Origin of the sequence: Lentimonas sp. CC4 (assembly GCF_902728235.1) — a bacterium.
Lineage (GTDB): Bacteria > Verrucomicrobiota > Verrucomicrobiia > Opitutales > Coraliomargaritaceae > Lentimonas.
In genome coordinates this window covers 3,260,516-3,274,140 of record NZ_CACVBO010000001.1, presented here as the reverse complement: position 1 = coordinate 3,274,140, position 13,625 = coordinate 3,260,516, and the positions used below count along the sequence as shown (strand labels likewise).

The window sequence follows — 13,625 nt, the reverse complement described above, 5'->3', positions numbered from 1 at the left end:
AAACCTAGTGATCCATGATTTCGGAAGGCAAACGCCCGTCGGTGATCGCGCGTTGTAGTTCCGAAATTTCGTCAATGTCGTAAAGTGTTTCGAGCAGTTTGACCCGTAGACCTAGATCAGCGGCTTTTTGTAAGGAGCACTCAAGTGTATTGCTTGAGCTCCAAGGGATCTCTTTAAATAGCTCAGGCTGTGGTGCATTGAGGCCAATGAGGTAGTAGCCACCGTCCTCGCAGGGGCCAAATACGACGTCGCAGTTGTCGGCCAACGCGGCTTGGGCTTGCTCGAAATGCGTTAAATCGAGCTGAGGACAATCTCCACCGATACAGCAGACGCTTTTGGCGCCACGTTCAAAGGCACATGAGACGGAGTGTGCTAGTTTGACTCCAAGTTCGCCTTCGACTTGAGGGTAGTATTCGTGTCTGTGTCCGAGCCATTGTCGCATCTCCAAGTCGGCATCAGATGGAGTGTAGTGCACTTCAATCGATGCGTGTGACGGCAACACAGTGAATTGGCGCTCGACCAGCGCACGGTAAACATTGAGTGCCTGCGTGGCTCCAGTCGTCTGTGCTAAGCGTGTTTTGACGTGGCCTCTGTGTGGCGCTTTAAGAAAGAGTAAAATCGCGGACATGTCTTACGTTGGTGGCAGCAGTGGAAGGGTGAGTCATATTCAGGGGTCTGAGTCCTCTGATTGCAGTAAAATTCCCTTGAATGGCGAGGGATTTAATATACCTAAGGCTTTCTATGAAAATTTGCTGTATTGGAGCTGGATACGTTGGTGGGCCGACCATGGCCATGATTGCTCACAAGTGTGAGAATCACATCGTTACTGTGGTTGATATTAATCAGGCGCGCATCGACGAGTGGAACTCCGATGAGCTACCGATTTTCGAGCCTGGACTGGATGATATCGTTAAGGGCTGCCGGGGTCAGACGCTCTTTTTCTCAACCGATATCGACACTGCGATCCGCGAGGCGGATATCATCTTCATGAGCGTCAACACGCCGACCAAGACCTATGGTGTGGGGGCGGGCCGCGCGGCGGATCTACGTTACGTTGAAAAATGTGCGCGTAAGATCGCTGAAGTAGCGGAAAATGATAAGATCGTTGTTGAAAAATCCACGTTGCCGGTGCGCACCGCGGAGTCGATTAAGCGCATTCTAGAGTCTAACTCCAAGGGGCGTAAGTTCCAGGTGCTATCTAATCCTGAATTTCTCGCTGAGGGCACCGCGGTGGCCGATCTTGAAAACCCAGATCGTGTGCTGATTGGTGGCGATCAGACCCCAGATGGCCTCGTAGCGATTCAAAAGCTGGTCGATGTCTATGCCGAGTGGGTGCCTGCAGAAAAGATTTTGACGACCAATGTATGGTCGTCCGAGCTCTCGAAGCTCACTGCCAACGCTTTCCTTGCGCAGCGTATCTCATCGATTAATGCAATTTCTGCGCTCTGTGAAGCGACTGGCGCGAATGTCGACGAAGTCGCTCATGCGATTGGCACGGATAGCCGAATCGGCCCGAAGTTCCTTAAATCATCTGTCGGTTTCGGTGGATCGTGCTTCCAGAAGGACATTCTCAACCTGGTCTACCTGTGCGATCACTTCGGCGTCCCAGAAGCTGCGACTTATTGGAACGGTGTGATCGAGATGAACGATTACCAGAAGCACCGGTTCGCTCGTCGCGTGATTTCGACGATGTTTAACACCGTCTCGGACAAGAAAATCGCCGTGCTCGGTTTTGCGTTCAAAAAGGACACCAACGACACTCGGGAATCAGCTGCTATTTATATATGCAAAGATCTGCTCGACGAGCAGGCAAATGTCTCGATCTACGACCCGAAGGTTTCCGAGGCGCAGATGCGTCGCGATCTCGGACTGTCAGAAGACGATACATCCATTACAGTCTGTGCAGATGCCTATGAAGCGACCAAGGATGCGCATGCCGTGTTGATTTTAACCGAATGGGATGAGTTTAAGGCCTTAGATTTCAAAAAAATCTACGATCATATGAACTTACCGGCCTTTCTTTTCGACGGTCGCAACCTCCTTGATTTGGATGCTTTGCGTCAAATTGGCTTCGAAGCGTCTGGAATTGGGCGCGGATAGACCGAAAATCGCCACTTTTCAGGCAATTTAGTAGCAGACGCGGTTGGGATCCTCCTTTCCGCGTCTTTTTGTTTACATCGAAATTACCAGTTGCCTCTTAGGGAGGAGTCTCTTTCACTCTCACCTTAATAATTTCATCCAACTACTTAAAGCATTACCATGATAGTTAAACCGCGCATCCGAGGATATGTTTGCATTACCGCCCACCCGAAAGGTTGTGAGGCTAAAGTTCGCGAGGAGATCGAAGTCGCAAAGGCGACCAAGCGAAGCGATGGCCCTAAGAAGGTGCTCGTTTTAGGTTCTTCCACGGGATATGGCCTGTCTTCGCGTATCACCGCGGCTTTTGGCTACGATGCCGCGACTTTTGGCGTCTTTTTTGAGCGTCCTTCGCTTAAAGGCAAGCCAGCCAGCGCTGGTTGGTATAACTCGGTAGCATTCGAGAAAGCGGCACACGAGGCCGGTCTTTATGCCAAAAGCATCAACGGCGATGCCTTCTCCAACGAAGTGAAGGAGCAAGCCATCGCTCAGATTAAAGAAGACCTCGGTCAGGTTGATCTTGTGGTTTACAGCTTGGCGTCTCCGCGCCGCACAGATCCAGAGACTGGCGAGACTTACAAATCCGTTTTAAAACCGATTGGTGACAAGCCATTTACCAATCGCACGATGGATACCGATCATGACGAGGTGAAGGATGTGACCATCGAGCCTGCCACTGAAGAAGAGATTCAGCACACGATCAATGTGATGGGTGGTCAGGATTGGGAACTTTGGATGAAGGCACTTGATGATGCTGGCGTGCTCGCTCCTGGAGCAAAGAGTGTCGCTTATTCTTACATCGGCCCCGAAGCCACATGGCCCGTTTACACCAATGGCACCATTGGTCAGGCCAAAAAAGACGTCGAGCGCGCTGCTGCTGCGATCACAGAAGCTTACGATTGCGAAGCCTACGTGGCAGTCAACAAGGCCGTCGTTACGCAAGCCAGCTCGGCGATTCCAGTTGTGCCACTTTATATCTCGATTCTCATTAAATTGATGAAGGAAAAGGGCACACACGAAGACTGTATCGAACAAATGGTGCGCCTTTTCGATGACCGCCTCTACGGCAAAGACTTGCAACTCGACGATCTCGGTCGCATTCGCATCGACGATTGGGAAATGCAGCCCGATATTCAGGCGAAAGTCATTGAAATCTGGCCAAGTATTACATCCGAGACCTTGGACATTCTTGGTGATTACACCGGCTACCAGCACAACTTCCTCACATTGTTTGGCTTTGAAATGCCAGGCGTCGATTATGACGAAGATGTGGAAGTCGATTTACCGCTGCCAAGCAGCGTGTAGTATCCGCTTTAATTCGAGGTTACGCGCCTCAAAACAAAACCGCCACCGCAGTCCATCTGCATGGCGGTTTTTTGTTGGTGATACTGGCTGAGATGTGCTTCGCCCCGTCTGCAGTGTGGTGGTTCGTTTAGATGCTCCGAGCTCGGCTGACGGCGCAGAGGCGGTTCCTCCCTCTATGAAGACAGACAGGAATGTCTGTGCCACTTTTTTTATTGCTGGGGTTGCGCATCTCAAAATGATCAATTCTTGATCCTAGATTCAGGAGTTAGAAGTTAGGAGTCAGACGGAGGTCTGCCGTAGATGGCGCAGCAAGTTAGTCCTTGGTAATGAAGCGCTTACGAGAGCATCTCCTGCCGGCAATTTGGCGAATCGAAGATTTTTCATAAAACACTGATATTCAGCTTCTAACTCCTGTCTTCTGACTTCTAATACCATCCTTTGACATTTTCTGGTAGTCTGTAGCCATCGAAGGGAAGACCACTGTGAATACTTTTCAGCTGTATTTGTTAACCGCCCGCTACGCTAGAGATCGCAGAGCACGCTGAGAGCTGACGCAGAGCATTTCACGCAGCCCTCCCCATCTCCTCGGCGCACTCAGCGATCTCTGCGGTTAAACCTTTTTACCAGTTTTAGTCGCATGTTGGTATAGCTACTCTTTTTAGGTTGATCTGATTGGTGACTTGATTTGTAGCGGATCGGTGAAGCCGTTACGACCGCCGAACCAAAGCCTGAACACTCTGCGAAACCGTCTTACGGCTCGGCTCCATCAGAATCCTCGTAGCCTCGAAAATCAGTTTCGGGGTCTTACTAGTGTCCTGCGCAGCTCGCAGAGCGAAAGAAATAGCAAACGGTATGAGTCCTCGCTCGATCATATTCATTTGAACTTCCATACGTCGGGTAACTTAGATACGAATATACAAGATCTGTTCCTTTCTTCGATTCAGAGAAGCACTTCAATTTCATTTTGGTCGCTGTCCGAGTTCACCTATCGATTGTAATGTTTATGCTAAAAAAACTCTTATGGTTAATCCCACTCTGCTTGGTTGCGTGTAAATCTGCTCCCGTTGAAATTGCTCGGGCTCAAGATGAGGAGCACTTAGGGTTACAGTTAGCTGTGTTGAAAACCAGCTACGATACGGATGATGCCGAACAGCTATTATTGAAGCATGATTCAGTCTACGAGTTTCCGGCATTAAAACTCATTAAAGATGATTATGCTAATTTCGATATTGTAGCAGATGATGGGCAATACTCGATGAAAGTAACTTCTTTCGGCGAATCTGGAGATGAGGTGCATTTGGGGCTAAAAATGCAGCGCAGAATTAAGGTCGATGAACTGACTTATGGAGTTGGCTCTGAGAGCGTGACGACTCCGATCTATGAGAAGGAAGGTTTTGATACCGAAAGGGTGTATCAAAAAGATCAGTGGTATATTTTAGGGCGTAGCTATAATAAGCGTAAGGGAGAGGTCTCTGGCTCGGGTGTATATTTTGTGCTGAGAGTTAATAGTCGGTCATCTCAGAGGTAGGGGCTTTGCTATGCGAAGACCGCGCGAAGGCGACACGCACGCGTATTTTTGTAACATCTCAAACGGTCGCGGGTGCCGCAAGCAGCACTCCTCAGTGGAAAGAACAGACCGGAATGTCTGTATCACGTCTAATCACCATGCGGCTTCTGCGTCTGCGATCACATCGTTGTCGTCGAGTGTGAATCTTATAAGCATTGGTCGGCAGCAGACCTCGCAATCGTAATCCCACTCCGTGGGAGTTTCAGATGGGGCTGGACCCGGCACCGCGAATACCTCGAAGCAACTTGGGCAGGTGACATTACAGTATGGATCGGAGTGCATGGTAAGTCGGCTTAAGTGAGCTGTTTGGGTGACGAAGCACGTGACTGACTACTGGTCACTTTTCCTACGGCGCGCGTGCCGTAGTAATCGATTAGAAATCCGGTGATGGCACCGATGAGTGGGATGCATTTTAATGCGGCCTGTGGTGCATATTTGCCGGCTGTGCGAATGGCGACTTTGCTGCCTGCCTCGGATAGGCGCCTGCTGCCAAAGACGACCGCGAGCGCTTTGGCGCGTTGAGTGTCGGTTCGTAAGGGACGGTTCGCTTGTTTGCTTATGAGGAATTCGGCGAGGCGGTATTGTATGCGGATCGTCGCGAGAATATTGATTGGCAATGTAATCGGAAGCGTGACGATGCCACCGAGCCCCGCGAAAAATCCGACGGTGCCAGCAATGCGTGCTTCGCTGCGAATGACGCGTTGCAGAATTTGTGCCTCGTCCTCGTTGGGAAACCGTTGTCGATACGTGGCTTCTTTTTGTGTGAGGTGCGAAATGTCCTCGGAGAAGAGTTTGCCGACTTTACCTCTAATACGACGCGCGACAATCAACACGACCAGCAGTAGGCTGAAACCTGTCAGGAGGAGACTGCAGATGATGTAATAGAGGAGGTCGCTCATGGGTGCAGAATGAAATTAACAAGGACCGCGCTGTGATCGGATCCGAACGTGTCTTTGATTTCCTTCTCCGTGAAGGTGATGCGCTCGCTGCCGAGAATGTGGTCAATCGGGATCGAAATAAATCCCAGTTTACGAAACCAAGTGCCTCCGATGCCGTTGCCAATACTGCTGTCTTTGAGTGCTGCTTGCTGTGTGAAGTCTTTGAAGATGAAAGACCAAGGAGTGCAGTTGAGGTCACCGGTGACGATTTGGTAGTCGTGTGAAGTGTTTTGTATATGAGCAGCAATGCTCGTTAGTTGTTGATTCCTGCTGTCGCTGTTCTCTTTGCTCACCGGAGGGAGGGGGTGTGTGCCGATGAGATGTAGTGTCTGCTTTGGGAGACGAATGGCAGCTTCAATCGTTGGTAGTTCATTTGATCCGAAGCTTGGAATCATCCCATTATCGATTGGGTGTTTGCTGTAGAGAGCGAGCCCGAAGTTATCCGACCGAGGATGCATGATGGAATATGGGTAGCTTGCTTTTAGGGCGGAAAGTTTTGAGATCCATGTTTGATTGACCTCCATTAGAAAGACGATGTCGGCGTTGGTCGTCTGGAGGAATTCGAGCACTTCCTGATATTTTCGATTTGCAGTGTTTAGGTTGTAGTTGAGTAAGTTATGCTCTGGTGCTGGAAGCGTTTCGGGTGCTTGTTTCGGGGCATAGGGCAATAGGCTGATGGATAGCACGATGCCTGTGATGCAACTGATGAAGCCCCAGCGTGTGTGCCTCAATAATAGTAGTGCTGCTCCGATTCCGAGTAGTGTGATCGTGTATTGTATGCGGAAATGCGAAAATAAATCCAATATCCAATGCCACTGTCCGAGTGCCCCAAGCACAGGACAAATAATACATGCGACGACACCATAGGTGAGTCGTGTTTTGAAGTATCCGAGTAGTCTGTTTTCGGTCACGGAGTCGGTGATAGTGGTTTAGCTACACAGTCACGAGCGCTGGGACATCCGTGAAAAGTAGTTTCAGCTCAACTGCACTCTCATTAAGGCCGACAATTTTGGAGAGCGCTTTGCGGTAGGCTTCGAGTTGTGGGCGGTGGTGGTCGGTGGCTTGCAGGATCGTATTGGATTCGTGGATACGGTCGGTTTTGAAGTCGATGATTTCGGCGCGCGTGATTGCGCCGCTTGTGTCGTAGTGAATGACAACGCGGTCGAAGATGCCGTTGGTGAATTGATCGACTTCGACATAACTGAAGGCGCGCTCGCGCCAGACGGTGGACGCGGTCTTTGGCTTTGTGAAAAGGGCGCGGATGTCGGAGTTGTCGAAGGCGGCGGCGAGTGTGCTTCGGACTTCCGGCGAATTGTGAGTTGTGACTGGTGACTGGTGAGTTTCTGACTCGGGCTCTGCGGACGAGGCGGAGCTCGTCCCTCCCGTTTTCTCTGTGCCAAAGAGATCTAGGGTTAGATTGTTGTCGTCTTTGAGCGTGCGCTTCTTGGGCTTCTCGGGCGCTAGCCATTCGATTTGTTCGAAGGCGTCGTGGACGGCGGTGCCGAAGGTGCTGGCTTGTTCGTCGAGGTCGAAGCACTTCGCTGCGGCGAGTGGGCGTGCATGGCCTGATGACGGGCGTGCCAGAGTCAATCGTGGGTGTGCGGGGTCGAAGTGTGGAGTGGGAAGTGTGGAGTGGGAGGTGTCCGCTGATTCAGGCTGTTCTGCCTCAAAAGAGCTGTGCCAGTTGGGATCACCGATGCTCCAAAGCACGGGGTAGTTGAACGTTGAACGTTGAACGTCCAACTCTGAACTTTGAATGGGGAAGAGTTCGGTGGCGGTTGCTTCGTGGCCGAGGCGTTCTTTTAGGAAATGGACGGTGGAGGTTTTGCTGACACGGTCGAGATCGCTGATCATGTAGAGACCGCGTTTGGCACGAGTCATGGCGACATACAGGGTGCAGAGATTGCCGAAGCCACGCTGGCTGGTGCTTTGGTCGAGCAGTTGATTGAGCATTGGATCTGCCTGCATGAGATCCTTTTTGATCGGCTCTAGTATCCAATCGGCTTTGCCTTGTGGGTCGAGCAGGGGGCTGATGCGTGTTTCGCTACGCGAGGTTTTGTCTTCGTTGACGAGGATCACGACGTCGTATTCGAGTCCTTTGGATTTGTGGATCGTCTCAATGATGACGGCTTCGCCAGCGTGGCATTCGCCACTGCTGCTGTTGCGCAGGAAGTGAATCAGTCCGTCGATATCGCGGCGCTCTTCGCTGTCGAAGGCGCGTGCTTTGTCGATGAGTCGGTTGAGACGTTCGCGGTGGCGTGTGTCGCTTGCGGGTAAGTGCTCGATAATTTGCTCGGCGGCCCAGCGCACGGCGCTTTCGTTGCTGTCTGAGAGTAGGCGTGTCCGTAGTGCTTCGCTGGCATTTGCGAGCGGTGCGCCCTCGGTGGAGGCGTCGATCAGGTTGAGGTAGCCGTGTGCATGTCTGTCGCCGGGGTGGGCGGCAAGGCTGAGCAGTGCGAGCAGGGCAGCGCCGGCAGAGTTGTCGACTGCGGGTTTGATTGCCGAGCCGGTATGGATTGGTAGGCTACAGTTTTCGCGTAAATAGTCGGCGACTTCGTTGGCATCAGCGTTTTTGCGCACGAGCACGCCGACGCTCATCCCGCGTTCGATCGGGTTGAGGTCTTGCAGGATTTTTAAGATCAGTTCGTTGCGGGTGGGGCTGTCGTTCTTCTTGGCTTCGATCCAGCAACTGAATCCGCTTAGTTTTTCGGTGGCAGGTGAGGGCTCGTGTGTTTGCCATGCGCGTGCCCAGCGTGCGGCGGCATCGGTGGAGAAGACCTCGCCGATGAGGGCGTTGTCGCTAAATGCTTCGTTGACCGCATCCAGAATCGCGGGAGCGGAGCGCCAAGACATCGAAAGCGGTTGCTTGGCAATCAGCTCCATGCCTCCGGAGTTGTAATGCGTCTGGATGTCGTGGAAAAGGCGGTCGTCGCTGTTGCGCCAGAGGTAGAGGCATTGCTTGGTGTCGCCGACGTAGAAGAACGAGCGTTCGCCTGATCCGTCTTGCACGATTTCGTCGATTAGATTCGCCACGACTTCCCATTGCGGACGACTGGTGTCTTGGAATTCGTCAAATAGCCAATGGTCAAACTGCCCGTCGAGGCGGAAGTCCATGAGCTGGCGCGTCATCTCGTCGTCCACGCCCATGGGCGAACCTTCGGCATCAGGCGAGAGCAGGTGTGTCAGGTCGGCGAAGGCGAGGCGGCCTGGGCGCCGGACGATCCGATCGTAATTTTCGTGGTAGGCTTGCAGGATGCGGTGCACACCTTGGGTGTTTTCCATCGCACGTTTGAGATGGTGCCAGACGATGGCGCGCAGGCAGTCTGCGAGGGCGGTGCAGAGGGCGCCACTGAGTGGGAGTTCTTTGCGGACTTTGATCGTGGCGCTGCCTGCGAAGATGTCAGGCGCGACTGCGAGGGCATTGGTGAGTAGGGTGTTGAGCTTTTCGTTCGCGCCGTAGTTGCGGATCGCGTTTGCCGCGGAGTTGAAATCATTGATCTGTGCTTTGCCTAGATCCTCGGGTAGGGCGGCGAGCAGGTTGTTGGCGAGTTGATCCCAATCGGGGTGGGCGCTGGTTTGCCAGGGGCAGCCTTGTGGCCAGATTTGTTGAGGGTTGCCCCAGCGGTTGGCATCGGGCGTGTCTAGGTAGAGTGAGTAGAGTTGCTCGATGAAATCGGAGACGACTTTTTCGATGCTGCGCGCTTCTTGGCCGTAGGTGGCTTGCTTGAAGGCATGCCAAAATTCGTTGAGCTCGGTGGTCAGTTCGCCGGGGCGGTGCACGATGCTATCACGCACTTCGTTGCGCATGCGCGGTTCGCTGCTTTCGTCGAGTAGGTTGAGGCTGCCGGAGAGCCCGAGTTCGAGCGCAAAGGCGGAGACGACGCGAAAGAAGAAACTATCGAGTGTCTGTAGATTGAGCCGATGCATGCTGTGGATCAGTAGTTGCAGCAAGTGGTGGTAGCGCGTGCAGTCAGCGTGGATTTTTAGCTCCTTCGACAGTGAGGCGGCTTTTTCGGGATCTTCGGCAGCATCGCAGAGTTTCTCGATGATCTTGTGGAAGAACTCGCCTGCGGCGGTGCGGGTAAATGTCAGGGCGATGATGCGCTCAGGCTGCTCAAAGGCGTGCAACAGATAGATGAAGCGATTCGTCAGGGTGTAAGTTTTACCTGAGCCAGCAGAGGCGGAAATGGCGATGTTTTGCAGTGTGTTCAATTCTCTTAGAATGCTAGGAGCATGGGCACGCTTGTCCATCTACAATGCGGTGGGTTTTAACTGCAATATCTGGTGCTGATGAAGAACGATTCGTCCTTTATCAGTATTAGTCACTTATTTTGCATTTAACCGTTTCTAGTGATTTGCGAACCTTGTGCGTTGAGGTCATGTTAATGACCATGGCTATAATACAGGATCAACTGGTTTTCGTTTCAGGTTCTACCCAAGGCATAGGCCAAGCAATTGCACGTGCGTTTGTCGCAGATGGTGCGCGTGTGATCGTGCATGGACGTGGTGAGGTGAAAACGCTGGCTGCCGCTCAGGAGATCGGTGCCGCTGGAGGTGCGTGGGGGGATTTGGCAACCGCGGCAGGGACGCAAGCAGTGTTGGCTCAGTTGGCAGAGCATGGTTCGGTTGACATTTTGATCAATAACGCGGGCATTTTTAGCGTGGAAGATTTCTTTGAGTTGGGCGATGATGAATGGCTGCGCTACTACCAAACAAATGTGATGAGTATGGTGCGTCTTTGCCGTGCGTTGATGCCTGGCATGTTGGAGCGTGACCGCGGCGGTATTATTAACGTATCCAGCGAGGCGGCTGTTAAACCATTGCCGCAAATGATTCACTATTCGATGACGAAGACCGCGATGGTCTCAATCTCTCGTGGTTTAGCTGAATTGACTAAGGGGACGGCGGTGCGTGTGAATACACTGCTGCCTGGGCCAACCTGGACTGGTGGAGTTGAGGAATATTTCGATGGCTTAGCGAAGCAGGAGGGCAAGCCGTTGGAAGATGTCTTGAGCAGTTATTTTCAAGAGCACGAGCCGACCTCGTTGATTCAGCGCTTTGCTCAAGTTGATGAGATCGCAGAAGCGGCTCTCTTTCTTGCAAAAAATGGCGCAGTCAATGGCAGTTCACTCCGTGTCGAGGGGGGAATCATTCGCTCGATTTAGAGCCTGCTACTCGTATCTACGTCGCAAGTTGGTCGGTAGAATGCCTAGTTCTTCACGGTATTTGGCCACCGTGCGTCGTGCGATCTTGATGTCTTTTTCGGTTAAGATGTTGACGATACCTTGGTCGCTGTAGGGCTTGGCTGGATTCTCCTCATCAATGATGTGGCTGATCATATCTTTGATGGATTTATTGGAAACCGCCTCACCGCCGCCGGCCTTGTAGCCAGGTGTGAAGAAATATTTAAACGCGAAGACCCCATGTGGTGTGCGAATGTATTTATTCGCGATGGCTCGGCTAACCGTGGTCTCATGAACGCTGACAGTTTGAGCGATGGTATTCATCGTCAGTGGGCGTAGTTTCGACACGCCAGCATCAAAAAAGTCGCTCTGGAATTTTAGGATTTCTCGCGTGATGCGTTCGATGGTTTGTTGGCGTTGCTCGATCGAGTTGATCAGGAATTTTCCTGAGCGCATGCGTTCGACCATGAATTCCTTTTCCTTCTTACTTAGATTGCCTTTGGCCAGCATATCCTTGTAAGTGCTGCTGATTCGTAGGCGTGGAATGTAGTCGTTATTCAGCACGATTTTCCATTCGCCGTATTCATCTTTGAATACAGTGACGTCTGGCTCGATAACTGTATTAGAGTCGGGGCTGAAGCGTTTACCGGGTGTCGGGTCGAGCGTGGAGATCTCTACTATGGCATCCTGAATGTCGTCTGTCGTGACACCGAGCTTACGGCTAAGTTCGGGGATGCGACGACGGATTAGGAGTTCAAAATGATCACGCAGAATGCGTGCTGCAGTCGAGGTGCCGCGACCGCGTAGTTCTAGTTGAGTGGCTAAACAGTCTTGTGTGTCTTTGGTGCCAATGCCCTGTGGCTCGAAGGTTCGCAGTGTTTCGCAGGCCTTGCTCACAGAGCTGTATGGGATTCGGCTAGTCAGGGCGATGTTCGATACGGTCTCGGTTAGAAATCCATTGTCGTCGATACTACCAATCAGGTAGATGAGAGCCTCGCGCTCTTGATCGGAGCAGTCTGTGAGTTCGGCTTGCTCGATCAAGTGCTGTTGCAGAGATGTGCTGGTGGTGAGCGAGTTCATGAAGTGCTCGCGGCGCTCTTCATCCTCGGAGGTGTGGCTCTGGCCGGTGTTTTCCAGCGCGTAGTGCTCGCGCATGTCTTCGCTCATGCGCTCAATGGCGCTAAAGTCATCCGCGTTGAAATCCATCTCCTCGTCTTGATCGAGCTCATTCGCGTTTGGCTCTTCGCGGTGCTCTTCGACGCTGATGCTGTCGATCGCCAGCTCTTCGAGGAGCGGGTTGGCTTGAAGCTCTTCTAGAATAGAAGTGCGCAGTTCGACCGCTGGTGCTTGTAGGATCTTTAGAGAGTTGCGCAGTTGCGGCGCTAATACGAGCGACTGCGATTGTTTTTGAACTTGTTGGAAGCCTTGTGAACTCATGCTGATATGATGACGTGATGGGCCTTAGGACTCTTCGTCTTGTTCGAGCCCTGGTGTCTCGCCTAGAGCCCAGCGCTTTGCTGCGCTGCTGCTGTTTTTGCCGAAAAGGTCGTGGATGTAGCTGGCTAGTTTCTCATTGGTTGGACCATAGCCTTCGCCGTAAAGAAATACTTCCAGAGCGGTGAGCATACTTTGAGCGGTTTGATAGCGCTTATTACGATCGCGCTGGAAGGCGTGTTGTAGGATGTCATCGAGGCGTGGATCGAGGTTCGGACGCATTTCAATAAAATCTGGAATTGTTAGTTCTAGGATGTTCTTACGAGTGGCTTCGCCAGTGTTGGATTCAAAGATATTTTCGCCGAGTAGCATCTCCGCGAGTATGATCGCGCAACTGAAGAGGTCTGCGCGTGCGTCGGTGACTTCGCGTCGTGCTTGCTCGGGGGAGAGGTATTCGTCTTTGCCTGCAATGACCTCGCCCTCGTCATTATACATGAGGTCGAGTGCTTTCGCGATGCCGAAGTCGGTGAGCTTAACATCACCTTCGTGAGCAAGCATGATGTTGCGCGGGTTGACATCGCGGTGAACGATACCGAGTGGGCGGCCATTGGTATCGCACTTCTGGTGCGCATAGGAGAGGCCGCGGCAGATTCTGGACACGATGAAGGCTGCTATGTCGGCTGGGATCGGTTGATGCGTCTGCGTGTGGCGAAGTATGAAGTCTTCGAGTGTAATTCCGTCTACGTATTCCATTGTCATGAAATACTGCCCGCTGATTTCGCCAAGATGGTAGGTCTGAACGATATTGGTGTGGATCAGGTCGGCGACTAGGCGAGCTTCGCCAATGAAGTTTTTGCGGAATTCTTCAATTTTTGAGTATTCTTCGCGGATCAATTTGATCGCGACTCGCTTACTGAAGTGACCAGCGCCGCGTTGTTCGGCCTCATAGACAATGCCCATGCCGCCCTCGGCGATCGTATGGACGATCTCGAAGTGGAGTTCATTGAATATGTGCTTCATGTGGCTCATGGATAGAATAAGGATGTGGGTTTTAACTTTTTT

Annotated in this window: 11 protein-coding genes; 4 read left to right on the top strand and 7 right to left on the bottom strand. The window is 52.1% G+C overall.

The genetic code is table 11. From position 1 onward, the window contains the following. Nucleotides 1-4 precede the first annotated feature (4 nt). Nucleotides 5-628: a TIGR04282 family arsenosugar biosynthesis glycosyltransferase gene (locus GZZ87_RS13995; protein ID WP_162026417.1), complete on the bottom strand. Its 624-nt coding sequence runs from the start codon at nucleotides 626-628 to the stop codon at nucleotides 5-7. Nucleotides 629-741: 113 nt separating this feature from the next. Between GZZ87_RS13995 and GZZ87_RS13990 the strand changes: the two genes are divergently transcribed. From GZZ87_RS13990 to GZZ87_RS13980, 3 genes are all read left to right on the top strand, one after another. Beyond that, nucleotides 742-2,100: a UDP-glucose 6-dehydrogenase gene (locus GZZ87_RS13990; protein ID WP_162026415.1), complete on the top strand. Its 1,359-nt coding sequence runs from the start codon at nucleotides 742-744 to the stop codon at nucleotides 2,098-2,100. Nucleotides 2,101-2,259: 159 nt separating this feature from the next. Further along, complete coding sequence (gene fabV / locus GZZ87_RS13985; RefSeq protein ID WP_162026414.1) at nucleotides 2,260-3,441, top strand: enoyl-ACP reductase FabV; 1,182 nt, start codon at nucleotides 2,260-2,262, stop codon at nucleotides 3,439-3,441. Nucleotides 3,442-4,444: 1,003 nt separating this feature from the next. Then, nucleotides 4,445-4,969: a hypothetical protein gene (locus GZZ87_RS13980; protein WP_162026412.1), complete on the top strand. Its 525-nt coding sequence runs from the start codon at nucleotides 4,445-4,447 to the stop codon at nucleotides 4,967-4,969. Nucleotides 4,970-5,101: 132 nt separating this feature from the next. On the opposite strand, the gene GZZ87_RS13975 is transcribed toward GZZ87_RS13980, so the two are convergent. The 4 genes from GZZ87_RS13975 to GZZ87_RS13960 are packed head-to-tail and all read right to left on the bottom strand — an operon-like array spanning nucleotide 5,102 to nucleotide 10,197. Beyond that, entirely contained in the window at nucleotides 5,102-5,290 is a 189-nt protein-coding gene (locus GZZ87_RS13975; protein ID WP_162026410.1) for a CPXCG motif-containing cysteine-rich protein, read from the bottom strand. 11 nt (nucleotides 5,291-5,301) lie between these two features. Continuing rightward, the gene (locus tag GZZ87_RS13970; protein WP_162026409.1) at nucleotides 5,302-5,907 is read right to left on the bottom strand and encodes a hypothetical protein; all 606 of its coding nucleotides are present in this window, start codon (nucleotides 5,905-5,907) and stop codon (nucleotides 5,302-5,304) included. Then, nucleotides 5,904-6,857 (bottom strand): endonuclease/exonuclease/phosphatase family protein, encoded by a 954-nt coding sequence (locus GZZ87_RS13965; RefSeq protein ID WP_162026407.1) that lies wholly within the window; start codon nucleotides 6,855-6,857, stop codon nucleotides 5,904-5,906. The genes GZZ87_RS13970 and GZZ87_RS13965 overlap by 4 nt, the downstream gene beginning before the upstream one ends. Before the next feature lie 22 nt (nucleotides 6,858-6,879). Beyond that, nucleotides 6,880-10,197 carry a UvrD-helicase domain-containing protein gene (locus tag GZZ87_RS13960; protein ID WP_162051208.1) on the bottom strand — a complete coding sequence of 1,106 codons (3,318 nt, stop codon included), beginning with the start codon at nucleotides 10,195-10,197 and terminating at the stop codon, nucleotides 6,880-6,882. Nucleotides 10,198-10,337: 140 nt separating this feature from the next. Between GZZ87_RS13960 and GZZ87_RS13955 the strand changes: the two genes are divergently transcribed. After that, complete coding sequence (locus GZZ87_RS13955) at nucleotides 10,338-11,111, top strand: SDR family oxidoreductase (RefSeq protein ID WP_162026404.1); 774 nt, start codon at nucleotides 10,338-10,340, stop codon at nucleotides 11,109-11,111. A gap of 6 nt (nucleotides 11,112-11,117) precedes the next feature. Here GZZ87_RS13955 and rpoN read toward each other — a convergent pair whose 3' ends face one another. Together rpoN and GZZ87_RS13945 are read right to left on the bottom strand one after the other, a co-directional pair. Beyond that, nucleotides 11,118-12,566 carry an RNA polymerase factor sigma-54 gene (rpoN, locus tag GZZ87_RS13950; RefSeq protein ID WP_162026402.1) on the bottom strand — a complete coding sequence of 483 codons (1,449 nt, stop codon included), beginning with the start codon at nucleotides 12,564-12,566 and terminating at the stop codon, nucleotides 11,118-11,120. A 24-nt stretch (nucleotides 12,567-12,590) separates the two neighbouring features. Continuing rightward, nucleotides 12,591-13,583, bottom strand: a complete 993-nt coding sequence (locus GZZ87_RS13945) for a serine/threonine-protein kinase (protein WP_348534063.1) — start codon at nucleotides 13,581-13,583, stop codon at nucleotides 12,591-12,593. Between the last annotated feature and the right edge of the window lie 42 nt (nucleotides 13,584-13,625).

Coding starts and splice junctions, on each gene's coding strand:
- GZZ87_RS13980 (WP_162026412.1), top strand. CDS start 4,445: ATGCTAAAAAAACTCTTATGGTTAATCCCACTCTGCTTGGTTGCGTGT.
- GZZ87_RS13990 (WP_162026415.1), top strand. CDS start 742: ATGAAAATTTGCTGTATTGGAGCTGGATACGTTGGTGGGCCGACCATG.
- GZZ87_RS13970 (WP_162026409.1), bottom strand. CDS start 5,907: ATGAGCGACCTCCTCTATTACATCATCTGCAGTCTCCTCCTGACAGGT.
- GZZ87_RS13975 (WP_162026410.1), bottom strand. CDS start 5,290: ATGCACTCCGATCCATACTGTAATGTCACCTGCCCAAGTTGCTTCGAG.
- GZZ87_RS13955 (WP_162026404.1), top strand. CDS start 10,338: ATGGCTATAATACAGGATCAACTGGTTTTCGTTTCAGGTTCTACCCAA.
- rpoN (WP_162026402.1), bottom strand. CDS start 12,566: ATGAGTTCACAAGGCTTCCAACAAGTTCAAAAACAATCGCAGTCGCTC.
- GZZ87_RS13945 (WP_348534063.1), bottom strand. CDS start 13,583: ATGAAGCACATATTCAATGAACTCCACTTCGAGATCGTCCATACGATC.
- GZZ87_RS13995 (WP_162026417.1), bottom strand. CDS start 628: ATGTCCGCGATTTTACTCTTTCTTAAAGCGCCACACAGAGGCCACGTC.
- fabV (WP_162026414.1), top strand. CDS start 2,260: ATGATAGTTAAACCGCGCATCCGAGGATATGTTTGCATTACCGCCCAC.
- GZZ87_RS13960 (WP_162051208.1), bottom strand. CDS start 10,197: ATGGACAAGCGTGCCCATGCTCCTAGCATTCTAAGAGAATTGAACACA.